23 protein-coding genes and 2 tRNA genes are annotated in these 24,583 nt (G+C 67.9%); 7 read left to right on the forward strand and 18 right to left on the reverse strand.

Annotated elements, in window-relative coordinates:
- Positions 1-178 precede the first annotated feature (178 nt).
- The 3 genes from M3G03_RS06095 to M3G03_RS06105 form a co-directional block, all read right to left on the reverse strand.
- Complete coding sequence (locus M3G03_RS06095; RefSeq protein WP_259808790.1) at positions 179-1,357, reverse strand: hypothetical protein; 1,179 nt, start codon at positions 1,355-1,357, stop codon at positions 179-181.
- Positions 1,358-1,423: 66 nt separating this feature from the next.
- Positions 1,424-3,985 (reverse strand): DNA translocase FtsK, encoded by a 2,562-nt coding sequence (locus tag M3G03_RS06100; RefSeq protein WP_259808791.1) that lies wholly within the window; start codon positions 3,983-3,985, stop codon positions 1,424-1,426.
- 84 nt (positions 3,986-4,069) lie between these two features.
- Positions 4,070-5,050: a thiamine-phosphate kinase gene (locus M3G03_RS06105; RefSeq protein WP_259808792.1), complete on the reverse strand. Its 981-nt coding sequence runs from the start codon at positions 5,048-5,050 to the stop codon at positions 4,070-4,072.
- 24 nt (positions 5,051-5,074) lie between these two features.
- Between M3G03_RS06105 and M3G03_RS06110 the strand changes: the two genes are divergently transcribed.
- Positions 5,075-5,533: a DUF3515 domain-containing protein gene (locus M3G03_RS06110; protein ID WP_259808793.1), complete on the forward strand. Its 459-nt coding sequence runs from the start codon at positions 5,075-5,077 to the stop codon at positions 5,531-5,533.
- 37 nt (positions 5,534-5,570) lie between these two features.
- Here the strand turns inward: M3G03_RS06110 and M3G03_RS06115 are convergent, their stop codons facing one another.
- From M3G03_RS06115 to pyrE, 3 genes are read right to left on the reverse strand one after another with little or no spacing between them, the layout of a single operon-like run.
- The gene (locus M3G03_RS06115; protein ID WP_259808794.1) at positions 5,571-6,662 is read right to left on the reverse strand and encodes a D-alanine--D-alanine ligase family protein; all 1,092 of its coding nucleotides are present in this window, start codon (positions 6,660-6,662) and stop codon (positions 5,571-5,573) included.
- Positions 6,663-6,714: 52 nt separating this feature from the next.
- Positions 6,715-7,545: a 1-acyl-sn-glycerol-3-phosphate acyltransferase gene (locus M3G03_RS06120; RefSeq protein WP_259808795.1), complete on the reverse strand. Its 831-nt coding sequence runs from the start codon at positions 7,543-7,545 to the stop codon at positions 6,715-6,717.
- Entirely contained in the window at positions 7,542-8,192 is a 651-nt protein-coding gene (gene pyrE, locus M3G03_RS06125; RefSeq protein WP_259808796.1) for an orotate phosphoribosyltransferase, read from the reverse strand. The genes M3G03_RS06120 and pyrE overlap by 4 nt, the downstream gene beginning before the upstream one ends.
- Before the next feature lie 26 nt (positions 8,193-8,218).
- Between pyrE and M3G03_RS06130 the strand changes: the two genes are divergently transcribed.
- Together M3G03_RS06130 and M3G03_RS06135 are read left to right on the forward strand one after the other, a co-directional pair.
- Positions 8,219-9,652, forward strand: coding sequence for an aminotransferase class V-fold PLP-dependent enzyme (locus M3G03_RS06130; protein WP_259808797.1), 1,434 nt, complete (start codon positions 8,219-8,221; stop codon positions 9,650-9,652).
- 28 nt (positions 9,653-9,680) lie between these two features.
- Positions 9,681-9,881, forward strand: a complete 201-nt coding sequence (locus M3G03_RS06135) for a hypothetical protein (RefSeq protein WP_259808798.1) — start codon at positions 9,681-9,683, stop codon at positions 9,879-9,881.
- Between the two features lie 116 nt (positions 9,882-9,997).
- Here the strand turns inward: M3G03_RS06135 and leuD are convergent, their stop codons facing one another.
- Together leuD and leuC are read right to left on the reverse strand one after the other, a co-directional pair.
- The gene (leuD, locus tag M3G03_RS06140) at positions 9,998-10,606 is read right to left on the reverse strand and encodes a 3-isopropylmalate dehydratase small subunit (protein ID WP_259808799.1); all 609 of its coding nucleotides are present in this window, start codon (positions 10,604-10,606) and stop codon (positions 9,998-10,000) included.
- Between the two features lie 13 nt (positions 10,607-10,619).
- Entirely contained in the window at positions 10,620-12,035 is a 1,416-nt protein-coding gene (leuC, locus tag M3G03_RS06145; protein ID WP_259808800.1) for a 3-isopropylmalate dehydratase large subunit, read from the reverse strand.
- A gap of 102 nt (positions 12,036-12,137) precedes the next feature.
- Here leuC and M3G03_RS06150 point away from each other — a divergent pair, with 102 nt between their 5' ends.
- Positions 12,138-12,863, forward strand: a complete 726-nt coding sequence (locus M3G03_RS06150) for an IclR family transcriptional regulator (protein ID WP_259808801.1) — start codon at positions 12,138-12,140, stop codon at positions 12,861-12,863.
- Positions 12,864-12,989: 126 nt separating this feature from the next.
- Here M3G03_RS06150 and M3G03_RS06155 read toward each other — a convergent pair whose 3' ends face one another.
- From M3G03_RS06155 to M3G03_RS06175, 5 genes are all read right to left on the reverse strand, one after another.
- Positions 12,990-13,265, reverse strand: coding sequence for an HU family DNA-binding protein (locus tag M3G03_RS06155; protein WP_259808802.1), 276 nt, complete (start codon positions 13,263-13,265; stop codon positions 12,990-12,992).
- Between the two features lie 264 nt (positions 13,266-13,529).
- A tRNA-Glu gene (locus tag M3G03_RS06160) sits at positions 13,530-13,605 on the reverse strand.
- 51 nt (positions 13,606-13,656) lie between these two features.
- Positions 13,657-13,728 (reverse strand) — tRNA-Gln (locus tag M3G03_RS06165).
- 94 nt (positions 13,729-13,822) lie between these two features.
- Entirely contained in the window at positions 13,823-14,788 is a 966-nt protein-coding gene (locus M3G03_RS06170) for a CPBP family intramembrane glutamic endopeptidase (protein ID WP_259808803.1), read from the reverse strand.
- The gene (locus M3G03_RS06175; RefSeq protein WP_259808804.1) at positions 14,785-15,591 is read right to left on the reverse strand and encodes a fumarylacetoacetate hydrolase family protein; all 807 of its coding nucleotides are present in this window, start codon (positions 15,589-15,591) and stop codon (positions 14,785-14,787) included. Before M3G03_RS06175 ends, M3G03_RS06170 begins: the two co-directional genes overlap by 4 nt.
- A gap of 87 nt (positions 15,592-15,678) precedes the next feature.
- On the opposite strand from M3G03_RS06175, the gene M3G03_RS06180 reads away from it, so the two are divergent.
- On the forward strand, positions 15,679-16,959 hold the full coding sequence (locus M3G03_RS06180) for a thymidine phosphorylase (RefSeq protein WP_259808805.1): 1,281 nt from the start codon (positions 15,679-15,681) through the stop codon (positions 16,957-16,959).
- A gap of 38 nt (positions 16,960-16,997) precedes the next feature.
- Here M3G03_RS06180 and cimA read toward each other — a convergent pair whose 3' ends face one another.
- On the reverse strand, positions 16,998-18,569 hold the full coding sequence (gene cimA, locus M3G03_RS06185) for a citramalate synthase (protein WP_259808806.1): 1,572 nt from the start codon (positions 18,567-18,569) through the stop codon (positions 16,998-17,000).
- Between the two features lie 149 nt (positions 18,570-18,718).
- On the opposite strand from cimA, the gene M3G03_RS06190 reads away from it, so the two are divergent.
- Together M3G03_RS06190 and M3G03_RS06195 are read left to right on the forward strand one after the other, a co-directional pair.
- Positions 18,719-19,792 (forward strand): 3-isopropylmalate dehydrogenase, encoded by a 1,074-nt coding sequence (locus tag M3G03_RS06190; protein WP_396121906.1) that lies wholly within the window; start codon positions 18,719-18,721, stop codon positions 19,790-19,792.
- A gap of 229 nt (positions 19,793-20,021) precedes the next feature.
- Entirely contained in the window at positions 20,022-20,225 is a 204-nt protein-coding gene (locus tag M3G03_RS06195; RefSeq protein ID WP_259808808.1) for a cold-shock protein, read from the forward strand.
- A gap of 111 nt (positions 20,226-20,336) precedes the next feature.
- Here M3G03_RS06195 and ilvC read toward each other — a convergent pair whose 3' ends face one another.
- The 4 genes from ilvC to M3G03_RS06215 all read right to left on the reverse strand — a co-directional run bounded on the left by ilvC (position 20,337) and on the right by M3G03_RS06215 (position 24,546).
- A complete protein-coding gene (gene ilvC / locus M3G03_RS06200; protein WP_259808809.1) occupies positions 20,337-21,365 on the reverse strand; it encodes a ketol-acid reductoisomerase in 1,029 nt (342 codons plus the stop codon).
- An 88-nt stretch (positions 21,366-21,453) separates the two neighbouring features.
- On the reverse strand, positions 21,454-21,972 hold the full coding sequence (ilvN, locus tag M3G03_RS06205) for an acetolactate synthase small subunit (RefSeq protein ID WP_259808810.1): 519 nt from the start codon (positions 21,970-21,972) through the stop codon (positions 21,454-21,456).
- Positions 21,969-23,714: an acetolactate synthase large subunit gene (locus tag M3G03_RS06210; RefSeq protein ID WP_259808811.1), complete on the reverse strand. Its 1,746-nt coding sequence runs from the start codon at positions 23,712-23,714 to the stop codon at positions 21,969-21,971. Before M3G03_RS06210 ends, ilvN begins: the two co-directional genes overlap by 4 nt.
- A gap of 280 nt (positions 23,715-23,994) precedes the next feature.
- Complete coding sequence (locus M3G03_RS06215; protein ID WP_259808812.1) at positions 23,995-24,546, reverse strand: hypothetical protein; 552 nt, start codon at positions 24,544-24,546, stop codon at positions 23,995-23,997.
- Positions 24,547-24,583 lie beyond the last annotated feature (37 nt).

Consider the following 24,583-nt stretch of genomic DNA (forward strand, 5'->3'; position numbering starts at 1 on the left):
CACGCGCTCAGCAACCCTGGTGAAGCTGCCTTCCCAGGTCCACCAGCACCCCCATCGCTTGCCGAATGAGGCGCGAAGCCTCACCATCCCCTCGGCATCCGGGCCGATCCACAGTCTCGGTTGGTCCACCGCCAGGATCCCGGATCGCCCTCATCTGGGTCGTCGACTGCCGGCGCGCTCAGAGCCTGTGCAGGGGGATCCGCAGTTCCTTCCCCTCCTGGTCCGCGATCACCTGTGAAGCCTGCCGGACATCGTGGGGGGCCGGGATGTGGATGAACCCCATGCGGTTCTCGTCCGGTCGAATCCACCGGTAGTCCTTGCGGTCGATGCCCTGGAGCTTTGGTTGATTGCCTTCGACACCAATGACGAGTCCCCACTTCGCGCCGCGCGCGCTCCACACCCACACGTCGTCCATGGGCATGTTCCCCAATGTGGCCTCGCCGCCGTACACCACGCAGAGCCGGCCTGCGGAGTAGGCCCACAGTTGCGGCCCCAGCTTGCTACCCGCCAATCTGTCGGGGGGCGAGCCGAGGAAGTCCCCAGTGCGCAGTCCGGCCGCCAGTTCGGAGAACTGCCAGTCGTCCAGGATCGATTCCACCGCCACGCTGTGCCCCAGCAGGTCGACGGGCTTCATCACCAAGGAGTCCACCCCGACGCCGGAGAGATGGATCCACTCCGCCGGCGGCGTCATCGCGAGCTGCACAGTCTGGAAGTCGTTGGTGGGGTGCGGCAGGCGCAGCAGGGCTGGGCGGTGCCCCATCCGGGTCGATCCCAGCATGCTGCCCTCATGGGTCACCACCAGAGTGGGGCTTTCGGTGGTCCCATGGGCCACGAGGTCCAGTGTCAGCAGGCGGTCGACCCTGACGGTTCGTCGCGCGAGTTGTGGCCCGAGGTCAAACGCGGACAGCGACGGCGCCGGGGCGGCCGAATCCTCGGTGAGCCAGCGGTGCGTCTGCCTGGCGCCCACGCCCAGGCCGAGTACCAGAGCGGCAGCTGCGCCCAGGCCCAGCAGCGTGCGGCGACTCCGCACAGCACCGCTGCGCGCTGCGATGCGTTCGGCGTCGACCCCAATCGTGGGCCACCCCGACTCAGCCACCGCCTCCAGTGCCGCAGGGTTCGATGACCCCTTCCGCGCATGGTGCAGCAGTCGCTCACGGACCCGCTGGCGCGTGGCCTGCTCACCCGACGCCCAGAGCGGGCGCGCATCGGCATAGGCGCGCTCCGCCAGTTCCGCAGCGGCAGCTTCCTCCCCGGTCAGCGCGAAGGCCAACCGCCCGGTCTCGTCTCGGGTCCGAGCGACGAAGTCGTCGAACTCCTCCTGGCTGGGAGTGGAGAAGTCGGCATCGTCGCGTGGCATGGCCCGAATCCTGCCTCGCGGGCGTCCCCTTGGCAAGGGACGCGCACGAGCGTGACCGACAGGAGATCAGCCGGCTCGCAGGTTGTCGATCACTGACTCGAGATCGTCGGGCTTGACCAGAACCTCACGGGGCTTGGAACCCTCCGAGGGGCCAACGATGCCACGCGTCTCCAGGATGTCCATCAGGCGTCCGGCCTTGGCGAACCCGACGCGCAGCTTGCGCTGCAGCATCGAGGTCGAGCCGAGTTGCAGCTCCACCACCAGCCGAGCGGCGTCGATGACGAGTTCCAGGTCATCGCCGATGTCCTCGGCCACCTTCGCAGGCCCGGAAGCGGCCTGGACGTCCTCGCGGTACTGCGGCTTGACCTGGTTCTTGATCGACTCGGCGACCGCGCGGATCTCGGCCTCCCCCACCCAGGAACCCTGGACACGGATCGGTTTGGAGGCACCCATCGGCAGGAAGAGCCCATCGCCCTGGCCGACCAGCTTCTCCGCGCCCGGCTGGTCGAGGATGGTGCGCGAATCGGTCATCGAGCTGGTCGCGAACGCCAGTCGGGAGGGCACGTTGGCCTTGATCAGGCCGGTCACGACATCCACCGAGGGACGCTGGGTTGCCAGCACCAGATGGATTCCCGCCGCACGTGCGAGCTGGGTGATGCGGACAATGGAACCCTCCACGTCACGCGGGGCGACCATCATCAGGTCGGCGAGCTCGTCCACGACCACCAGCAGGTAGGGGTAGGGCTCGAGTTCCTGCTCGGCGCCCTCCTGGGCCTTGAGCTGCCCGGAGCGCACCGCCTTGTTGAAGTCGTCGACGTGGCGGAAGCCGTTCGCGGCCAGGGCGTCGTAGCGCAGGTCCATCTCGCGCACGACCCACTCCAGGGCTTCGGCAGCCTTCTTGGGGTTGGTGATGATCGGCGTGACCAGGTGCGGGATGCCCTCGTACTGGTTCAGCTCCACCCGCTTGGGGTCAACCAGGAGCATCCGCACCTCGTCGGGGGTCGCGCGCATCATGATCGAGGTGATCAGGGAGTTGATGAACGAGGATTTGCCCGAACCAGTCGCACCCGCCACGAGCAGGTGCGGCATCTTGGCCATGTTGGCGACCACGAAACCGCCCTCGACGTCCTTGCCCAGACCGACCGTCATCGGGTGATGGTCGCTCATCGCCCGAGAGGAGCGCAGCACGTCACCGAGCGAGACGATCTCCTTGTCCTGGTTGGGGATCTCGATGCCGATGGCGGACTTGCCCGGGATCGGAGACAGGATCCGCACATCCGGGGACGCGACGGCGTAGGCGATGTTCTTGCTCAGCGCCGTGACCTTCTCGACCTTCACGGCCTGGCCGAGTTCGACCTCATAGCGGGTCACCGTCGGGCCACGGGTGTAGCCAGTGACCGTCGCGTCGATGCCGAACTGGTTGAGCACCTCGGTCAGGCGTCCCACGATCGCGTCGGAGGCCGCACTGCGCGCCTTGGGTGTGGAGCCGGGCTTCAGCAGCGCCGACTCGGGCAGGGAGTACTGGATGTCGCCGGTCAGGGTCAACTGCTCGACCCGGGGCGGGGGCGCCGAATGCGGTGGCGCCGCGAGTTCTGGCTGCTGGGGTTCCTGGATCAGTCCGGGGGCAGGCTTGTCCGTCTTCTCCGCTGCGCCGGCGGCGGTGGCGCCAGTCGACCTGCGGGTCGGGGTGTCCTCCTGGTCCAGTTTCTCGATGTCGAAGACCTCGTCCTGATCATCGGACGCGTCCCACTGGTCGACGTGCAGGTCCACCTCCTCGGTGGCAGTCTCTGCGTCCCGCACCAGCGGAGTGTCGTAGGCCTCGTCCACGCCGAACTCGGGCTTGTCGCGGACCGGCCGTTCGGCGCGCCGCTGCTCGGCGGCGTGGCGGGCGGCATGCACGCGGTCACCCATCTCGTGCAGCGGCATCCCGATGATCACGAGCACGCCGAACAGGGTCACGAGCACCAGCAGGATCACTGACAGCCAGACCGGCATCAGCTGGGTGGTCATCGAGGACGCCAGGTGGCCGAGCGCCCCGCCTGCTGCGCGAAGGCCTTCCGGATCGGCGGGCGTGGGGCGTCCCCGGCCGATGTGGATGATGCCCAGCAGGCCGAAGAGGGTCAGGAACCAGCCGATGACCTGGCGGCCGGGGGCTCCGGACTGCTCGGGATGCCGCATGGTGTACCAGGCCATGCCCAGGAAGAGCAGTGGGGTGGCGTAGCCGATGGCACCGACGATGGTGGCCACCAGGACGTGCACGAAAGCGCCGAAGAAGCCGGGCATGCCGTACCAGAACTCGGCGGCCAGGATGATGGCGCAGGCGATCAGGAAGAGCGCTGTCCCGTCGCGGCGGACCCCCGGATTGATGTCGGCGGCACCGTCACCGACACCGCGCACCGCGTCACCGACGAGACCGGCGACCCCACGCCAGACCGACGCAATGCCGTTGAGGATGGGGTTGCCGCCCGGGCGGGCAGAGTGGGCGGCACTCGCACCGCCGGAACGGGTCCGGGACGTGGAGCGCGGGGCCGCCTTGCGGGGGGCTGGTTTCTTTGCCGACGACCGCGAACCGGTCGAACGCGTGGTCGCGTTCTTGGGCCGCGGCGGGGAAGACTCGCGGGTCGCCATGCTCCGAAGGCTACAAGATGGACGCCGGGATCCCCCGGTGCCCACGCCGTCCACCCGCCTCCGCCGGGGGCCGCGGATCAGGTGCTACTCGAAGTGGTCCCAGCCGCCGGAGCCCTCGGGGGCCTCGCCATCCACCAGCACAGTGGGTGCACCGCGGCCCGAGACGTCGAGCACCCGACCGATCACCGTCCATCCTTCAGGCACCGATCCTTCGTCGAAGGTGGCCGCCAGGGCCTGGTCCTCCCCGCCGGTCAACGCGAAGGTGAGCGGGTCCGTTCCGGTCGCCTGGCCGACCACGCGCAGCGGCTCATCGACCGGCACCAGGGAGCTGTCGATGTCAATCACCACCCCGGACGCTGCTGCGATGTGGCCCAGGTCGGCGCGGAGCCCATCAGACACGTCGATCATCGCGGACGCCCCGGCTTCGGCGGCGACCCGGCCCTGTCCGTAGGGCACTTCCGGCGTTCGCTGGGCGGCGACTGCGGCCCGAGGTGAGCGGAACCCACGCTGCAGGGTGGCGAGCCCGGCACCAGCCCAGCCCAGCCGGCCGGCGAAGGCGACAACCTGGCCGGGGCGCGCCCCGGAGCGCAGCACCGGGGGGCGGCCGTCGGTCTCGCCGATCACGGTGATCGCGATCATGATGTCCCGGGAGCGGGTCGTGTCGCCACCCACCAGGGTGAGGCCGGCACGCCCAGCTTCCTCGACCAGACCGCCGAAGAAGTCGCGCACCCACGGCACGGGCAGGTCCTCGGGAGCGCTGAACCCGAGCACCACACTCACGGGGCGGGCTCCCATGGCCTCCAGGTCAGAGGCGTTGACCGCGATCGCCTTGCGTCCAATATCAGCTGGGTCGGACCAGTCGCGGCGAAAATGCACCCCCTCGACCAGGAGGTCGGCAGACACCACTGCCGAGCCGCTGACGAGGAAGACTGCCCCATCGTCGCCGGGCCCCACCGAGACCGCCGGGGAGGTCGGCAGGTCGTGGAGCAGTTCCCGCAGCAGGGTGAACTCTCCGGTGTCGCCCAAGGTGCGTCCAGCGGGTCCGGGGGTGGATCCAGTATCCATGCACGCCACGCTACCGTGGTGGTCATGCGCGCAACGGTGATGGCCCCGCTCCTCGCGGGCATGCTGCTGGTCACCACTGGCTGCAGCAGCGACAGGGCCCTCGAGCAGCCCTCCCCCGCCGGTTCGGTGGCCGACCAGTGCAGTCAGGTGATGGGACTGCTCCCCGAGGCCCTGGTCGGCCAGCCGCGGACCAGTCGGGAGGCCAATGTCGCCACCTGGGGAGACCCGCGGATCAGCGTGCGCTGCGGCGTCCCCAAGCCCGCGAAGCTCGAGCCCACCAGCCGTTGCGACGTGCTCAACGGCGTGGGCTGGTTCGCTGAGGACCCGGGTACCGCAGTGCGCAAGGCGTGGCGCTTCACCACCATCGGGCGCTCGGGCTACATCGAGGTGGTGGTCCCCGAGAAGTACGAACCGGCAGCCGACGTGCTCATTGAGTTGACTGGGGCGGTCCAACAGATGCCCGTGGTCAAGCCCTGCCGCTGAGTCCCTCAGTGCAGGGCCAGCTCAGCGCATGCCCAGCTCACCGAAGGCCGAGCGGACGCTGCAGTGCCAGATCGAGCAGTTCATCGATGAGGTCCGGGTAGGCCAGTCCGGTGGCCCGCCACAGCGAGGGGTACATCGAGTACTGCGTGAACCCGGGCATGGTGTTGATCTCGTTGACCAGTACCTGGCCGTCAGCCGTCACGAAGGTGTCCACCCGGCTCAGGCCCTCGGCACCCAGCACCTCGAAGGCACGTGCCGCGACCTCCTGGACACGTCGCTGCAGGTCCTCCTCGATGGTCGCCGGGATGTCGAGCGTCACCTGTTCCCCGGGCAGGTACTTGGCCTCGAAGTCGTACCAACCGTCGTTGAGCATGCGCACCTCACCGACCAGCGAGGTCCGCGTCGGCTCACCGGGCCGCCCCTGCAGCACCGCGCACTCGATCTCCCGCACATCGGGCAGGCCGGCCTCGACCACCACGCGCGGGTCGTGCCCCCGGGCAGTCTCGATGGCGTCCAGCAACGCAGCGAGGTCGTCAACCTTGGAGATGCCGATCGAGGAACCGGCGCGTGCCGGCTTCACGAACAGCGGCAGCCCCAACTCGGAGACCTTCGCCAGGGTCTGCTGGCGGCGGAAGGTCCAGTCGGCATCGGTGACCAGCCACCACGGACCTTGCGGGATGCCGTGGTGGGCGAAGGTGGTCTTCATCAGGGCCTTGTCCATGCCCAGCGCGCTGGCGGCCACACCGCTGCCGACATAGCGGACGCCGGCCATCTCGAGCTGGCCCTGGATCGTGCCGTCCTCGCCATAGGGTCCGTGGAGCAGGGTGAAGGCGACGTCAACGGCGGCAACCTGCTCACCATCTCCAACCCCGATCAGTCGTCCGCCGGGCAGCAGCACGACCTCGGTGCCCCCCGGGTCGACTTCGGGCAGGCGGTTGTCGATGGTGGCCATCGCGGCGGCCTGTTCGATGGGGACCAGGGTCCAGTGCCCCTCACGCGTGATGCCGACCGGAACAACCTCGTAGCGCTCACGATTGATGGCGCCGAGCACGGCGGCAGCGGTCAGGCAGGACACCCCGTGTTCCGAGCTGTGGCCGCCATAGACGAGCAGCACGGTGGGTCGGTTCATCGCATCTCCGTTCGATCCCCAGCTGGGTTGAGTCGCATCCACGGTAGTCCGCTCAGGCCTCGAGGGTCGGCTGGCTGGGGACTCGTCGTTCCAACTTCCTGTTCCAACGGCCCTCGGCCGGCGGTTCCTCCTGGCGCAATTCGGCGAGCAGCCGAGTGATCGCATCCATGATGCGCTCGGTCGCCGCGCGGGTTGCCTCGTTCTCCCGGGGGGTTCCGACGTGGACGCGCAGGTCGTCCAGATCGACGGGTTCACCGCAGACCACGGCGGTGTCCTTGGGCGGGAACAGCCTGGGGAAGGTGGGCCTGCGGCCCGGCATGATGCGGTGGGCCCCCCACTGGGCGATCGGGATGACCGGCCAGTTGCCCTTGAGGGCAAGCCTGGCGGCACCAGTGTGGGCGCTCATCGGCCACAGGTCGGGGTCGTAGGTCTCGGTGCCCTCCGGAAAGATGGTGACGGCCTTGCCGTCAACGAGCGCCACCTCCGCGGCATTCAGCGCCTCACCGGCCCGCGCCGAACGTCGGTGCACCGGGATCTGGCCGCAGCTGCGTGCCAGCCAGCCGACCACTGGCACCTTCCACAACTCCGCCTTGCCCAGGAAGCGGGGCCAGCGCCCCGACCAGATCATGTACTCACCCAGGATGAGGGCGTCCATGTAGCCCATGTGGTTGCTGACCACCACGATGCCCCCGCTGGAGGGCAGGTTCTGCGAGCCGTACCAGTGGCGGCGGCTCGACAGCGTGAGGATGCCTCGGACCACGCGTCCCAGACCTCGGAACACCGGCTCGGCCGGCTCCTGGTTCGCCCTGGAGAGCGACCAGCGGCTACGGAAGGTGGTGTCCGGCGGGAGCGTGGGCAGGTTGCCCTGGGCGACGTCCTTCACCGCGCTGCACCCCACTGGGCGCGGTAGCCGGCGATCCGAGCGAGCATCGCCTCGTCCAAGCGTCCCTGGCCACGCAGGGTGCCCACGATCTCGTCGATGGTGGCGATGGACGTCGTGGGGATGCCCCATGTTTCGCCCACCTCCGCCAGCGCGGTGCGCTCGCCGGTCCCCCGCTCCTGCCGGTCGACGGCGATGACCAGGCCAACCACCTCGGCCCCGGCGTCGCGGAGCGCAGGCATGGACTCACGGATGGACGTGCCAGCGGTGGTCACGTCCTCGATGATGACGACCCGATCACCAGCCTGGACACTGCGGCCCAGCCAGGCGCCCTTGTCGCCATGGTCCTTCTCCTCTTTGCGCAGCGAGGAGAAGGCCACCTGGCGACCTCGCGCGGCCAGGGCGATCGAGGTGGCCACCGACAGCGGGATGCCCTTGTAGGCGGGGCCGAAGAAGACATCGAAGTCCCCGAAGGCATCCAGGGCGGCGTCCGCGTAGAACTCACCGAGACGGGCGAGCTGGGGCCCGCTGTGGAACTTGCCGGTGTTCACGAAGTAGGGCGTCGAGCGTCCGCTCTTGGTCACGAAGTCACCAAAGGTCAGAACATCGGATTCCAGCAGGAAGTCGATGAACGCTGCGGTGTCAGTCACCCGGACAGTCTGTCAGAATGCGGCGGGTGAGCGAACAGATGCCACCGAGCGAGGCCGCCTTCACCTCTGCGGTCACCGGGGCCCAACGCCGGGCCCCCTCCCCCATCTGGGGGGACGAGCGGGAAGCCGTCAGCGCCGCCCTGCACTGGGCCGCCACCTACGCGGTCGAGGGCTCTGACCCCAAGGCCACCATGCGCAGCGCGGACGCCCTGCTGGCCGATGCGGGCGAGACGATCACTCCCCAGGGCCTGGGCGCCGCCCGGGCGCTGGAGATCTTTGACACCATCCTCCGCCCCGCCACCCGCTCCACTGATGATCCGATGAATCTGGCCTACATCCCCTGCGCACCGACTCGGGCGGCGGTCGCCTTCGACACCGTGGTCTCGGCCGCCAACATCTACGGCGGCCTCTGGGAGGGCGGCGCGGGCGCGATCTTCGCCGAGAACCAGGCCCTGCGCTGGATCGCCGACCTGCTCGGCTGGCCCGCGGAGGCTGCGGGTGTGTTTGTCTCCGGCGGTACCTCGGGCAATTTGTCGGCGCTGGCGGTCGCCCGCGAGCAGGCGAGAGCACGTCGCGGTGGACGCCCTGAGGAGGGCTGGGCGGTGGCCTGTGCCTCGACGGCCCACTCCTCGAACGTGACGGTGGCCAAGGTGCTCGACATGACCGTCGTGGAGGTGCCGATCGACGATGCCGGGCATCTGACCGGGCCGGCGCTCGCAGCAGCGATCACGCAGTTCCCGAACATTTGCGCCGTGGTGGTGTCGGCAGGCACCACCAATGCCGGTCTGGTCGACGACATCGCCTCGGTGGTGGACGTCGCCCACGCCCACGACGTGTGGGTACACGTGGATGGCGCCTATGGCGGTGCCGCACTGGCCGCCCCCAGCGTGCGCCACCTCTTCGACGGGATCGAGAAGGCCGACTCCTTCATCGTCGACCCGCACAAGTGGCTGTTTGCTCCCTATGACTGCTGTGCGTTGCTCTACCGAGACCCGCATGCCGCCGCCTCCATCCACGCCCAGCACGCGGCCTACCTGGATTCGATCGACCGCGGCGAATCCAATCCCAGCGACCTGGCGGCGCACCTCTCGCGCCGGGTTCGAGGGTTGCCGTTGTGGTACTCGTTGGCGACCCATGGCACCGACAAGTACAGCGAGGCGATCGAGGCGGGGCTGGCTGCGTCCCGGAAGGTCGCTGACTGGATTGGCGCCTCGACGCACCTTGAACTCGTGCTCGAGCCGGAGCTGTCAGTTGTCCTGTTCCGGCGTCCGGGGTGGTCGGACGCTGACTACCGGCGCTGGTCGCGCAAACTTGCCCTCGAGGGGACGATGCTCTGCGTCCCGACCAGGCATGCGGAGGAGATGGTGCTGCGACTGGCGTTCGTCAACCCCGACACCGATCCCGACCACGTGATCGCGGTACTCGACCAGACCATGCGGAGGCCCCCGGCGGAGTTGTGACCAGAGGACCCAGCGTAGGGTGGCGACCATGATCGCGCTCACCCTCGGCATCCGGCAGGACGACGGCTCCTGGACGGCCGTCACAGACCGCGGAGAGCGACTCCACGTCCCGGCGACGGCGGTCGAGGGCTGGTCACCGGTCGGGGGACAGCGTGTGGTCGCTGACCGTGACCAGACCGGCGCCGTGGTGAGGGTGCAGGTTTCCGGTAGCTCCCTGCCCCTCCCCTGACGCGAACCCCGGCCCGGAGCGACAACCCGGCCTGGAGCGACAACCCGGCCCGGAGCGACAACCCGGCCTGGAGCGACAACCCGGCCTGGAGCGACAACCCGGCCTGGAACGTGATCTCAGTCGGCGACTCGCGCCGGGATCGTCTTCGGCTTGAACGAGGGACGTAGCGCCTCGTACTCGCTGATGGCGTCCTCGTGCTGCAGGGTCATCGAGATGTCGTCGAGCCCCTCGAGGAGGCGGTGCCGGGTGAAGTCGTCGATCTCGAAGGGGTACGTCGTGCCATCCGGAAGGGAGATCCTGCGATCGACCAGGCAGACCTCGATCTCGGTGCCCGGGTTGGCCTCGACCCAGTCCCACAGGCGCTCGACGACGTCCTGCTCGACCTTGGCGACCAGCAGCCCTGCCTTGCCGGAGTTGTTGCGGAAGATGTCGCCGAAACGGCTGCCAATCACGACCTTGAAGCCGTAGTTCTGCAGGGCCCACACCGCATGCTCGCGGGAGGAGCCGGTGCCGAAATCCGGGCCGGGGATCAGGATGGTGCCGTTCTTCCAGGCGTCCTTGTTCAGCACGAACTCGGGATCATTGCGCCAGGCGGCGAACAGCCCGTCCTCGAATCCGGTGCGGGTGATGCGCTTGAGGTAGACCGCCGGGATGATCTGGTCGGTGTCGACATTGCTTCGGCGCAGCGGAACCGGCACGCCGACGTGGTTGGTGAACTTGTCCATGTCAGGTCTCCGATCAGTTCTCGGCGGCAGCCAGGTCGGCGGGAGAGCTGAGCTTCCCAGTGATGGCGGTGGCAGCAGCGACGGCCGGGGAGACCAGGTGGGTGCGCCCACCCTTGCCCTGCCGGCCCTCGAAGTTGCGGTTGGAGGTGGACGCGGAGCGTTCGCCGGGAGCCAGCTGGTCGGGATTCATGCCCAGGCACATCGAGCAGCCCGCAGCACGCCACTCGGCCCCGGCGTCGATGAAGACCCGGTCGAGGCCCTCTTGCTCGGCCTGGATCAGCACGCGGGCTGAGCCGGGCACCACAAGCATCCGCAGGTTGTCGGCGATCTTCTTGCCCTTGAGCACCTCGGCCGCCAGGCGCAGGTCCTCGATGCGTCCATTGGTGCAGGAGCCGAGGAAGACGGTGTCGACGGCGATCTCACGCATCGGGGTGCCGGCGGTCAGGTCCATGTACTCCAGCGCGCGTTCAGCGGCCGAGCGGTCGACCGGGTCGTCGAAGTCTGTTGGATTGGGCACGGACGCCGACAGCGGGACGCCCTGGCCCGGGTTGGTGCCCCACGTCACGAAGGGGGCCAGCTCGGCGGCATCGATGACGACCTCGCGGTCGAAGATGGCGTCCTCGTCGCTCTTTAGGGTGGACCAGTACTCGACCGCCGCGTCCCATTCGGCGCTCTGCGGGGCGTGCGGGCGTCCCTTGAGGTAGTCGAAGGTCTTCTGGTCGGGGGCGATCATGCCGGCCTTGGCACCCCATTCGATGGACATGTTGCAGATGGTCATCCGGCCCTCCATGGAGAGCGCCTCGATGGCCGATCCGCGGTACTCCACGATGTAGCCTTGGCCACCCCCGGTGCCCACCCTGCTGATCAGGGTGAGGACCAGGTCCTTGGCAGTGACGCCCTCGGGCATCTCGCCGTTGACGGTGACTGCCATGGTCTTCGGACGGGCCTGCGGCAGGGTCTGGGTGGCCAACACATGTTCCACCTCGGAGGTGCCGATGCCGAAGGCCAGCGCCCCGAAGGCGCCGTGGGTGGAGGTGTGGGAGTCGCCGCAGACGATGGTCATGCCAGGCTGGGTAACGCCCAGCTGGGGCCCGACGACGTGGACGATGCCCTGGTCCCTGTCGCCCAGGGAGTGGATGCGCAGGCCGAACTCTTCGGCGTTCCTGCGCAGGGTCTCGACCTGGGCGCGACTGACGGGGTCAGCGATCGGCGCGAGGATGTTGAGGGTGGGGGTGTTGTGGTCCTCGGTGCACAGGGTGTTCTCCGGGCGACGCACGGCGCGCCCGGCAAGGCGCAGGCCATCGAAGGCTTGGGGGCTGGTCACCTCGTGGACCAGGTGGAGGTCGATGTAGAGGAGGTCAGGCTCCCCCCCGCTGCCCCGACGTACGACGTGTGCGTCCCACACCTTGTCGCTCAGTGTTCTACCCATCACCACTCCGGTTGGTCGTGTCTCGCCCCCCGCGGTGGGGCGACTTGCTGATGGGTGTCAGACTACTTGCCATGTCAGGATCTGAGACCGTAGTCTCAGTACATGGACGATTCATCTGGTGTCGGGGTCCTTGACAAGGCCGCTCTCGTGCTCAGCGCCCTTGAGTCAGGACCCACCACCTTGGCCGGACTGGTCACGGCAACCGGACTCGCTCGACCGACCGCCCACCGGCTCGCCGTGGCGCTGGAGCACCACCGCCTGGTGGGCCGAGACCTGCAGGGCCGCTTCGTGCTTGGTCCGCGACTGGGCGAACTGGCCGCGGCGGCTGGCGAGGACCGGCTGCTGGCGACCGCAGGACCCATTCTGGCGCGTCTGCGTGACATCACCGGCGAGTCGGCGCAGCTGTTCCGTCGCCAGGGTGACATGCGCGTCTGTGCCGCGGCCGCTGAGCGGCCTTCGGGCCTGCGTGACACCGTCCCCATCGGGACCACGGTGACCATGGGTGCCGGCTCTGCCGCCCAGGTCCTGCTGGCCTGGGAAGAGGCCGACCGCATGCAGCGCGGGCTCGCTGAGGCAAGCTTCTCTGCGGTGGCATTGGCTGCCGTGCGTCGTCGGGGCTGGGCCCAGTCGGTGGCCGAGCGTGAGGCCGGCGTGGCCTCGGTGTCCGCACCTGTGCGGGCGCCCTCGGGCAAGGTGATCGCTGCGGTCTCGGTCTCGGGCCCGATAGAGCGGCTCACCCGTCAGCCCGGACGCCTCCATGCGCCAGCGGTGATGTCTGCTGCCGAACGCCTGAGTGAGGTGCTGCGCAGGGCCTCTGCGACCGAGTAGCTCCAGGCGTCCCCGGACAGCGACGGCACGCCCCACCCCACGCCAGCATGGCAGCGGCCCGCCCCCCACGATGGGCGCGGGCCGCTGCGATGTTCCTGCCGGGACGGGGTCCTCAGGGGAACAGCGTCACTTCTTGGCCGAGTTCTTGAGCGCGGTGCCGGCCGAGAGCTTGACGCCCTTGGATGCAGGGATCTGCATCTCGGCGCCGGTCTGCGGGTTGCGGCCAGTGCGGGCGGCGCGGTCGACGACCTCCATGGTCAGCAGTCCGGGGATCGTGACCTTCTCACCCTTGGCAGCCGCGTCGTTCAGGATGGCGCCGAAGGCGTCGAGCACGTCGGACGCGGCAGCCTGGGTGGTGTTGGCCTTCTCGGCGATCGCCTTGACCAGTTCGGTGCGGTTCATGGTTCTCCTAGGTTCTGACGTCAATGGTGACTGTGACCACGTTAGGGATATTTCCGCCCGATGACGCGGATTGTCGCGTTTTCTGGCGCGTCGTGGGGTTTCGGGGGCGCCCGGGTCCGGGCTTCAGCAAGGTTCTGGACGCTGCTCGCCACCTGGTGGTCGACCTGCCCGCGCAGGTCACGCGCTTTCATGAATGCCCGGGGTAGCTCCACGTCGCCAGCAAACACAACAACCCGCCTCATGCGAGGCGGGTTCTCTGTTTCTTGGTACCCCCGACCGGATTCGAACCGGCGCTACTGCCGTGAGAGGGCAGCGTACTAGGCCGCTATACAACGGGGGCGAGCTAGAAGATCGTAGCAGAAGCCTTGTCGCTCCTTCAACTCCACTTCCGCAGGGGTACTAGGACTCGAACCTAGAATAAATGAACCAGAATCACTCGTGTTGCCAATTACACCATACCCCTATGCTGCCGATTGGCCGGCTCGAACTCCCTCGGGAGGCCGTCCGTGCACTGCTCGGCAACGACGCCTCACACTAGTGGATCGACGCCTCTCGAATCAAATCGAGCGCGAGGGGGTCAGGGTGGCCACCTGCAGCCTCCTCCCCAACCACCACGTGACCAGGGCAACAAGGCTGAAGCCGACCAGGTCCTGGACCAGTTGGGCCGGGCCGATGGACTGCAGTGCCCGCGTAGCTGCCACCCCGCCACCGAAGACGGCATAACTGAATGCGAACACATTGTTGGCGACATGGGCGGCAATTGATGCCTCCAGGCCGCCGGTCAGGAGCACCAGGGCGCCCGCCAACAATCCGAAAGCAAATCTATCCGCGAATAGCCACACATTCTGCACGCCGTGGAACAGAGCAAACAGCAGCGCAGACGCCACCACCCCCACCCACCGGTTGCTCGACAGCGAGCCAAAGGCCTGCATCAGGTAACCGCGGAAGAAGTACTCCTCGCCGGCTGCCTGGAGCGGTGAACACAGCAGGATCGCCAGCATCCACCACTGCCACCCGGCGGTGACGCTGAGATGGGTCTGCTGCCCTATCCGTGCGCCCCACATCACGGCGTTGAGCACCAACGCGGCCAGCGGCAGGCAGAGCAGCAGGTAGCGCCACCGCAGCCCCGGCTGCACCGAGGACGCGTAGGGAACCGGACGCCCATGCCACCCGCGCACCATCACGATCGCGATGGGGATCAGGCAGGCCAGCGCCAGGTGGCCGGAGACCATGCCCTGCACCAGCTCATAGCGTCCTGCCCGCATGGCCCACTCGGCGAAGGAGCTGGGCCGACCGTCGAGAAGCCAGAACAGCCCCTGCAGCAGTTGGGCCACCAGGGGCACCACCAGCGCATAGGCGAACAGCGCCAGCGCCAATCCGAACCAGCTGCGAACCGGGACGAAGGAGGGGCCCCGCAGCACCTGCGTGAATGGGACCCCGGCGGGCGGCTCGGTCAGCCGCGCGAGGAACTGTCCCGGTCCGAGGGCGGGGGCGTCCGCGGGCCGGTCTGGTCGAGCGCTCACTGGTCCTCGGCGACGACGGTGTTGGTGAGGGTGCCGACCTGGTCGATCGTCACGCTGACCTCCTGCCCGGGCACCATGCGGCCCACGCCCGCGGGGGTGCCGGTGAGGATCACGTCGCCGGGCAGCAGGGTGGTGAAACCGCTGATGTGGGAGACCAGGGCGGGAATGTCGTGGACCATCTGGTTCGTGTTGCCGTCCTGGACGACCTCTCCGGCCAGTTCGGTCGTGATGTGCAGCTGGCCCGCCTCCTCGAGGCTGAGGTGGGTGACGATCCAGGGCCCGAGCGGGCAGAAGGTGTCCCAGCCCTTGCCGCGGGCCCACTGGGGCTCGGCCTTCTGCAGGTCGCGCGCCGTCACGTCGTTGGCGACGGTGTAGCCGAAGATGACCTCGCCGACGCGCTCCTTCGGCACCTGCTTGCAGATGCGCCCGATCACCACGGCCAGCTCACCCTCGTAGCTCAGCTCCTCCACGACCGCGGGCTCCACGATCGGGTCCTGGGGGCCGATCACCGAGGTGTTCGGCTTGAAGAAGATCAGCGGGGTCTCGGGCACCTCGTTGCCCATCTCGGCGGCGTGGGCGGCGAAGTTCCGGCCCACACCCACGACCTTCGACCGCGGGATCACCGGCGCCAGCAGACGGACCTCGTCCAGTCCGTGGCGCTTGCCGGTGTAGTTCACCGGACCGGCCAGCGGGTCACCCGTCAGCGTGGCGATGGTGTCGGGGTGCTCACCACCATCCACGGCGAGTTCGACGATTCCGAAGGCGGGGTCCTGACCGGGAGCGGCGTAACGAGCGATGCGCATGGGCCCAGCCTAGTGGCGAGGCACGCGACGGCCCGCCACCGATCACCCAGCCCCACAGTCGTCAGATGCCTCTGACAGACTGACCCCATGGCTGAATTCGCTGTCGTTGACCTCATCCGAGCCAAGCGTGACGGGCGCCCCCTCGAGGACGCCGAGATCCGGTGGTTGATCAACTCCTTCACCGGCGGTGCGGTCGACCCGGAGCAGATGTCGGCCATGGCGATGGCTGTCTTCTTCCGCGGCATGGACGACCGGGAGCTCTCCACCTGGACCACCGCGATGATCGAGACGGGGGAACGGCTGGACTTCTCCGGGCTCTCGCGTCCCACGGCTGACAAGCACTCGACCGGCGGCGTCGGCGACAAGATCACCCTGCCGCTGGCCCCCCTGGTGGCGGCCTGCGGAGTGGCGGTCCCCCAACTTTCCGGGCGCGGCCTGGGCCATACCGGCGGGACCCTGGACAAGCTGGAGGCGATCCCCGGATGGCGCGCCTCCCTCAGCAACGAGGAGATGCTCCGCCAGCTCGAGGAGGTGGGCGCGGTGATCTGCGCAGCCGGCTCAGGACTGGCCCCGGCCGACAAGAAGCTCTACGCCCTGCGCGACGTCACCGGCACCGTCGAGGCAATCCCGTTGATCGCCAGCTCGATCATGAGCAAGAAGATCGCCGAGGGCACCGATTCACTCGTCCTCGACGTCAAGGTCGGCTCGGGTGCCTTCATGAAGAGCCGAGAAGACGCGAGCGAGCTGGCTCGTCGGATGGTTTCGCTCGGCGCTGCGGCCGATGTGCGCACCGTCGCGCTGCTGACCAGCATGGAGGCACCCCTGGGCCTGACTGCTGGCAATGGCCTCGAGGTGGCCGAGTCTGTCGAGGTGCTGGCCGGGGGTGGCCCGGCGGATGTCGTCGAACTCACCCTGGCACTTGCCCGCGAAATGGTGCAGGCTGCCGGCGTCGACGTTGACCCGGCCGACAAGCTCGCCGACGGCTCCGCGATGGACGTCTGGCGCCGCATGATCGCCGCCCAGGGTGGCGACCCCGACGCCGAGCTGCCCAGCGCCCAGCACGTCGAGGTCGTCACCGCCGACCAGACCGGCTACCTCACCGCCCTGGACGCCATGGCCGTCGGGCTTGCCGCCTGGCGCCTCGGCGCCGGACGCGCCCGCAAGGAGGACCCGGTGCAGGCAGCAGCGGGTGTCGTCATGTGCGCCAAGCCGGGCGACCGGGTGACCGAGGGCCAGCCGCTGTTCGAGCTGCACACCGACACCCCCGACACCATCGCCCGGGCCAGGGCGGCCCTGGCCGGTGGCTGGGAGATCGGTCCCGACGCCCCGGAGTCCCAGCCGCTGATATTGGACCGCATCACCGCCTGACCTGGCGCTGCCCCACCTCGTGCTGGAGTGCGGCGTGCTCAGAACTGCTTGAGCAGCCCGTAGAGATAGGCGTCCGAGAGTGCCTCCCAGGAGGCCTCCACGACGTTGGTGCCCAAGCCGACGGTGGTCCAGGTGTGATCGCCGTGGGTCATGTCGATGAGCACCCGCACGATCGAGTCGGTGCCCACCGTGTCGTTGTCGAGGACGCGCACTCGGTAGTCGATGAGCTGGTACTCCTCGATCACCGGGTGCGACTGGGCCAGAGCCCGCCGAAGCGCCGCGTCGAGGGCGTTCAGCGCACCATTGCCCTGCCCAGTGAACTGGGCATCCCCGAGGTGGATGACCGCTTCAGAATCACCGGCGCCAGATGCGTCGTGGGTGGTGGAGACCGTCCAGGTGTCAACGGTGAAGGGACGGTCGAGCATCCCCAGCTCGGCCCGCAGCAGCAGCTCGAAACTGGCATCGGCTGCCTCGTAGGAGTAACCCTCGGCCTCACGCTGCTTGATGCGCTCGGCAACGCGTCCGGCGGCGTCCCGATCGGTGAGGTCGAGGCCGAGCTGTTCGGCCTTGATCTGGACGTTGGCGCGGCCCGACATGTCCGAGATCAGCATCCGCATCTGGTTCCCGACCAGGTCGGGGTCGGTGTGCTGGTACAGGTCGGGGTCGATGCGGATCGCGGACGCGTGCAGGCCAGCCTTGTGCGCAAACGCGGAGCGTCCGACATAGGGCTGGCGGGGCTGGGTCGGCTGGTTGGTGATGTCGGCGATGGCGTGGCTAATGTGCGTCAGCGAGCCGAGCCCTCCCCCGCGCAGGACACTCCAGGCGTACTTGAGTTCGAGGTTGGCCACGATGGTGGTCAGGTCGGCATTGCCGGTCCGCTCGCCGTACCCGTTGACGGTGCCCTGGATCTGCATCACACCAGCTTCGACGGCGGCCAGCGAGTTGGCCACTGCACAGCCGGAGTCGTTGTGGCAGTGGATGCCCAGGTCGACGCCGATGGCGCTCGCAGCGGAGACCACGTCGCCCATCCGGCTGGGCAGCATGCCGCCGTTGGTGTCGCACAGCACCACCACCTCCGCGCCCGCCTCGGCGGCAGCGCGGACCACCTCCAGGGCGTAGTCGGGGTTCTGGTAGTAGCCGTCGAAGAAGTGCTCGCAGTCCAGGTAGACGCTCTTGCCCTCGTTGACAAGGTGCGAGACGGTGTCGCTGACCATGGCGAGGTTCTCGTCCAGGGTGGTGCGCAGCGCGTCGGTGACATGGCGGTCGTGGGATTTGGCGACCAGGCAGATGGTGCTGGTGCCGGCATCACGCAGGGCGGCCACCTGGGGGTCATCGGCGGCCTTGGCCCCGGGCTTGCGGGTCGAACCGAAGGCGACCAGCGTGGCATTGCGCAGGGTGAGGCGCTCGGCGGCCTCGGCGAAGAATGCCGTGTCACTCGGGTTCGCCCCCGGCCACCCGCCCTCGATGTGGGTCACCCCCAGTTCATCCAGCAGGGTCGCGATCCGCATCTTGTCGGCGACGCTCAGGCGCAGGCCCTCCTGCTGCGCACCATCGCGCAGGGTGGTGTCATAGATGTGCAAGCGCTCGGGAGCGGCAGGGATGAGGCTCATCGGTTCTCCAGTGGTGTCGGCGCCAGTGGGCGGGCGAGCGGCGGACGCGGTGCTACCGAAGGCCCAGTGTTGCGCGTCGCTCCGGCCGCCCGAGGCCGGCCCGCACTGTGGGATTCGCATCTCAGGGATTGGTCGGCGCTCCTAGACTCATGCCCATGACGCAGAACAACTCCACCCCCACCATCGCCGTCATCGGGGGCGACGGCATCGGCCCCGAGGTGACCGCTGAGGCTCTCAAGGTTCTCAGGGCCGCCGCGGGGGAGGATGCCTTCTCCTTCGTCGACTATGACCTGGGGGCGGAGCGCTGGCAGCGGACCGGTGAGGTGCTGCCCGATTCGGTGCTGGAGGAGTTGAAGGGCGTGGACGCCATCATGTTGGGTGCGGTCGGCGCAGCCCCGGGCTCCACCACGATTCCCAGCGGCCTGTTGGAGCGCGGTCTGCTGCTGAAGCTGCGTTTCGCGCTGGACCATGCGGTCAACCTGCGCCCGAGCATCCTCTATCCCGGCGTCCCCACTCCCCTCTCCGAGACCGTGGTCGCCGACAAGGAGGTCGACTTCGTGGTCGTCCGTGAGGGCACCGAGGGCCTGTACTGCGGCAACGGCGGCGCCGTCCGTGTCGGCACGCCGCATGAGATCGCCACGGAGGTGAGCGTCAATACCGCCCATGGCGTGGAGCGCGTCGTTCGCGATGCCTTCGAGCGCGCCACCCGGCGACGCAACGAGCTCACCCTGCTGCACAAGCACAACGTCCTGGTCAACGCGGGTGGGCTGTGGAATCGCATCGTGGCCGAGGTGGGCCAGGAGTACCCCCAGGTCGAACGCAACTACCTCCACATCGACGCCGCCATGATCAAGATGGTCGTGGACCCGGCCGCTTTCGACGTCATCGTCACCGACAACCTCTTCGGCGACATCATCACCGATCTGGCGGCCGCTGTCACCGGGGGCATCGGGTTGGCCGCCTCGGCGAACATCAACCCCAGCCGTGAGTACCCCTCCATGTTCGAACCTGTCCATGGGTCAGCCCCCGACATCGCCGCTCAGGGCATCGCCGACCCGACTGCTGCGATCAGTTCGGTGGCGTTGCTGCTCGACCACCTGGGACGCTCCGAGGAGGCCGAACGCATCACGTCCGCGGTGGCCTCCGACATTGCCCGGCGGGGGGCTCGACCACGCTCGACCACGCAGGTGGGCGACGACATCGCAGGAGCCGTGGCACGCTGAGCTTCGCGCGTCCCCACCCTTCAGGGTCCATTCGAGGAATGGACTTCGGGAGATGATTCGCCTTTGGCCCCGGGGCGACGTACTCTTGAAGCAGTGTTGAGGGGTTTCCCCTGAAGTGTGAGCAGTATGGCGAGGTTCATCTCCCGAGCCAGGTTTTTCCCGAAGACGGTTCTCTCAGCATCACAGGGCGCGCAATCCGACGCTCCCGTCTTCCACAGAAAGGCCAAGCATGGCTACCGGTACTGTCAAGTGGTTCAACGCCGACAAGGGCTTCGGCTTCATCTCCCCCGACGACGGCTCGGCCGACGTCTTCGTGCACTTCAGCGCGATCCAGTCCAACGGCTACCGCAGCCTCGACGAGAACGACAAGGTCTCCTACGAGGTCGAGCGCGGACCCAAGGGCCTCCAGGCCACCTCGGTCTCCGTCATCTGATCCACGATCACTGAGTCGGTTCCCTGAACCGACGCGCTGATCCGGCAGACGCACAGGAACCCGCCCCCTCGAGGGGGCGGGTTCCTTGTGGTTTATCGGGATTGGCGCGGATCAGCGGGCCGCGGTCCCCTCGACATAGTCGGAGTCCGCAGGCTTGACCCAGGCCATCAGCTTGCGCAGCTCGCGGCCGGTGGTCTCGATCGGGTGGGCCTCACCCTTGGCGCGCAGCTCCTTGAACTCGGGAGCGCCGGCGTCCTGGTCGTCGATGAAACGCTTGGCGAAGGCACCGTTCTGGATGTCGGCCAGCACCTCCTTCATGTTCTCCTTGACGCGCGGATCGATAACTCGCGGACCGGAGACGTAGTCGCCGTACTCGGCGGTGTCCGAAATGCTCCAGCGCTGTTTCGCGATACCGCCCTCGATCATCAGGTCAACGATCAGCTTCAGTTCATGGAGGCACTCGAAGTAGGCGACCTCGGGCTGGTAGCCGGCCTCCACCAGGGTCTCGAAACCGTACATGACCAGCTGCGATGCACCACCACACAGCACCGCCTGCTCACCGAACAGGTCGGTCTCGGTCTCCTCGGTGAAGGTGGTCTCGATGCCGCCGGCACGCAGTCCACCGATGCCCTTGGCGTAGGACAGCGCCAGCTCCAGCGCGTGCCCGGAGGCATCCTTCTCGACAGCCACCAGCACCGGGACGCCGCGGCCATCGGCGTATTCGCGGCGCACGAGGTGGCCGGGGCCCTTCGGAGCGACCATGCACACGTCCACGCCTTCGGGCGCCTCGATGTAACCGAAGCGGATGTTGAAGCCGTGGGCGAAGAACAGCGCGTCACCAGCGGCCAGGTTGGGCTTGATCTGCTCGGCGTAGAGCTTGCGCTGCACCTGGTCCGGGGTGAGGATCATAATCACATTGGCCTCTTCGACGGCCTCCTCGACCGTGACCACGCGCAGGCCCTCGGCCTCGGCCTTGGCCCAGGACTTCGAGCCCTCCTGCAGGCCAACGCGCACGTCGACACCGGAGTCGCGCAGGTTGAGGGCGTGGGCGTGTCCCTGGGAGCCGTAACCGATGATGGCGACGTGGCGGTCCTGGATCAGTGCCAGGTCGGCATCATTGTCATAGAACATCTTGGCCATGGTGCTGCTTCTCCTTCGTGGTTCCGGTGCCACCTGGCACCGAGGTTCTGGGGATCTGTGACGTGTCTGGGGGGACGCCCGGGAGGCGTCAGTTGGGGTCGCGTCCGGCGCGGCGGTCAGTGATGGATCGGCCCCCGCGCCCGAGGGCAACATGTCCGGAGCGGACGAGTTCAAGGATGCCGAAGGGCTCCAGCATCGCGATGCAGGCGTCGAGCTTGTCCTTGCTGCCGGTGACCTCGAGAGTGAGGGAGTTGTGCGAGACATCGACGGCCTTGCCGCGGAAAAGGTTGACGGTGTCGACGATCTGCGACCGGTTCTCGATGTCGGAACGGACCTTGATCAGCATCAGCTGGCGCTGCACCGCGGACTGGTCGAGCTCGACGACCTTGAGAACCTCAATCAGCTTGTGCAACTGCTTGGAGATCTGCTCCAGGACCAACTCGTCCTCCACACCGGCCACCACCGTCATGCGACTGATGTTGGGGTCCTCCGTGGTACCGACTGTCAGCGACTCGATGTTGAAGCCGCGACGGCTGAACAGGCCGGCGATGCGGGCGAGCACACCGGGGTGGTTGTAGACCAGAACGCTGAGGGTGTAGGTGTTCACAGCACTTCCTCTTCCCAGTCCGGAGCCATGTCCTTGGCCACCTTGATCTCATCATTGCTGGTGCCGGCGGCCACCATCGGCCAGACCATCGCGTCCTTGTGAACGACGAACTCCACCACGACGGGGCGATCGTTGATCTCCATCGCCTGCTTCAGGACCTCCTCGACCTCCTCGGCGGTCTCGGCGCGCAGCCCCACGCATCCCATGGCCTCGGCAAGCAGGGGGAAGTCGGGCACTCGGCTGGAGTGCAGCTCGGTGTTGGAGTATCGCCCCTCGTAGAACAGGGTCTGCCACTGGCGCACCATGCCCAGCACCTGGTTGTTGATCACGGCGATCTTGACCGGGATGCCCTCGAGTGCACAGGTCACCAGCTCCTGGTTGGTCATCTGGAAGCAGCCGTCGCCATCGATCCCCCACACGACGGTGTCGGGGTTGCCGACCTTGGCCCCCATCGCCGCCGGGACGCAGTAGCCCATCGTGCCGGCTCCACCGGAATTCAGCCACTTGCGGGGCTTCTCGTGGGGCAGGAAGTGCGCCGACCACATCTGGTGCTGGCCCACGCCTGCGGCGAAGATCGCGTCGGGGCCGGCGACCTCGCCGATCCGCTTGATGACGTACTGCGGGCTCAGCGTGCCGTCAGTGGGCTCTTCGTAGCCTGTGGGGTAGCGGCGCTTCAGGCTGGCGACGAAGTCGTGCCACGCCCCCAGCTCCGGACGCTCGTGGTTGCGCAGCGCATGGACCAGCCCCGCGAGCACCTCCTGGGCGTCCCCCACGATCGGCAGGTCCGCGACACGGTTCTTGGAGATCTCGGCCGGGTCGATGTCGGCATGGATCACCGTCGCCTGCGGCGCGAACGTGTCCAGCCGGCCGGTGACCCGGTCGTCGAAGCGCGTGCCGATGGCGATCAGCAGGTCCGCACGTTGGATGGCCCCCACTGCGGCGACGGTCCCGTGCATACCCGGCATGCCCAGGTTGAGCTCATGGCTGTCGGGCAGGGCACCGCGTGCCATCAGTGTGGTGACCACCGGGATGCCGGTCAGGCGCACCAACTCCGCCAGTTCGTCGGTGGCCTCAGCCTTGATGACCCCGCCGCCGATGTAGAGCACCGGACGCGTGGACTCGGCGATCATCCGGGCCGCCGCCTTGAGCTGCTTGGCATGGGGTTTGGTGTTGGGGCGGTAGCTCGGGAGGTGGATCTCCTCGGGCCAGACGAAGGGCGCGCTCTTGACCAGGGCGTCCTTGGCGATGTCGACCAGCACGGGGCCGGGACGTCCGGTGGAGGCGACGTGGAAGGCCTCCTTGATGGCGCCGGGGATGTCCTCCACCCGGGTCACCAGGTAGTTGTGCTTGGTGATCGGCATCGAGATGCCGCGGATGTCGGCCTCCTGGAAGGCGTCGGTTCCGATGGAGGTGGAGTTCACCTGACCGGTGATGGCCACCATCGGGACCGAGTCCATGTAGGCATCGGCCAACGGGGTCACCAGGTTGGTGGCGCCGGGGCCGGAGGTGGCAATACAGACTCCGACGCGTCCGGTCGAGGAGGCATAACCCTCGGCGGCGTGGCCGGCACCCTGTTCGTGGCGGACCAGGATGTGACGGACCGAGGAATCGAACAGCGGGTCGTAGGCGGGCAGGATCGCCCCGCCCGGAATGCCGAAGACGACCTCGACACCCATACGCTCCAGGGACGTCACCAGCGCCTGGGCGCCGGTGAGGGTCTGTGTACCTGCCTCATCGGTCATCGTGCGGTCCTTTCGGGAATGGTGGGTGCATGGCTCCTGCAACAAAAAACCCTCGTGAGCCGGGGTGGCATACGAGGGAGCGCTGGTCGGGGCGGGCGATGCCCTGGCGACTCAGCGCGAGGTGATTACACGAAGGAACTTCTGCACAGGTCAACCCTCCCGCATGACCGCCACTCGGTCAAACGATGAACATCAAATCTCATCTGGTGGACGTGGCTCCCAGCATGCGAACGGCGCCGCTCTCGGGGAACGGCGCCGTCGACAGGAGGACAGCCGGAGGTCAGTCGGTGGCACGGGTGGCGCCGTCGCGATCGGCCACCGCAGCGGGGAGGCGATCCTTGATCGACATCAGCGCGAGGCCGATGAGGGAGAACAGCAGTCCCAGACCTGCGACGAGGGCGGAGACGCCGTAGGTGATCACCGAGCTGAACAGCGAGGATCGGAGGAAGGCGCCGTTCATGACAGTGGTGCGCTTGGCGCTGGCAGCGTCGACCTTGGCCTGGGCGGCCTCCTTCTCGGAGTCGGTCGTGGCCTTCTCGAGCTCAGCCTTGGCGGCGTTCACATCCGCACCGAGCTCGGCGTAGGTCTTCCCCTCGGAGGCGTGGAGCGCGTGCTCCTTGATGATCTCGGCTTGGCCGTAGGCAGTGATCGGGCCCTTGACCTCCTTGCCGGCGACCTTGATGCCCATCACGGGCTTGGCGTCCTGCGGCACGGTGATGCGCTCGTCCATCAGCTGGCTGGTGACGATGTTCCAGGTGACCAGACCCGCGATGATCATGATGATGCCCGCGATCAGCGAGAGCAGCCCGGCAATCCTGGGAAGCTTGCTCATGATGGTTCCTTTCGGAGAAGTCGAGAGCCATTCCCGT

Source organism: Aestuariimicrobium sp. p3-SID1156, from assembly GCF_025144225.1.
GTDB lineage: Bacteria > Actinomycetota > Actinomycetes > Propionibacteriales > Propionibacteriaceae > Aestuariimicrobium.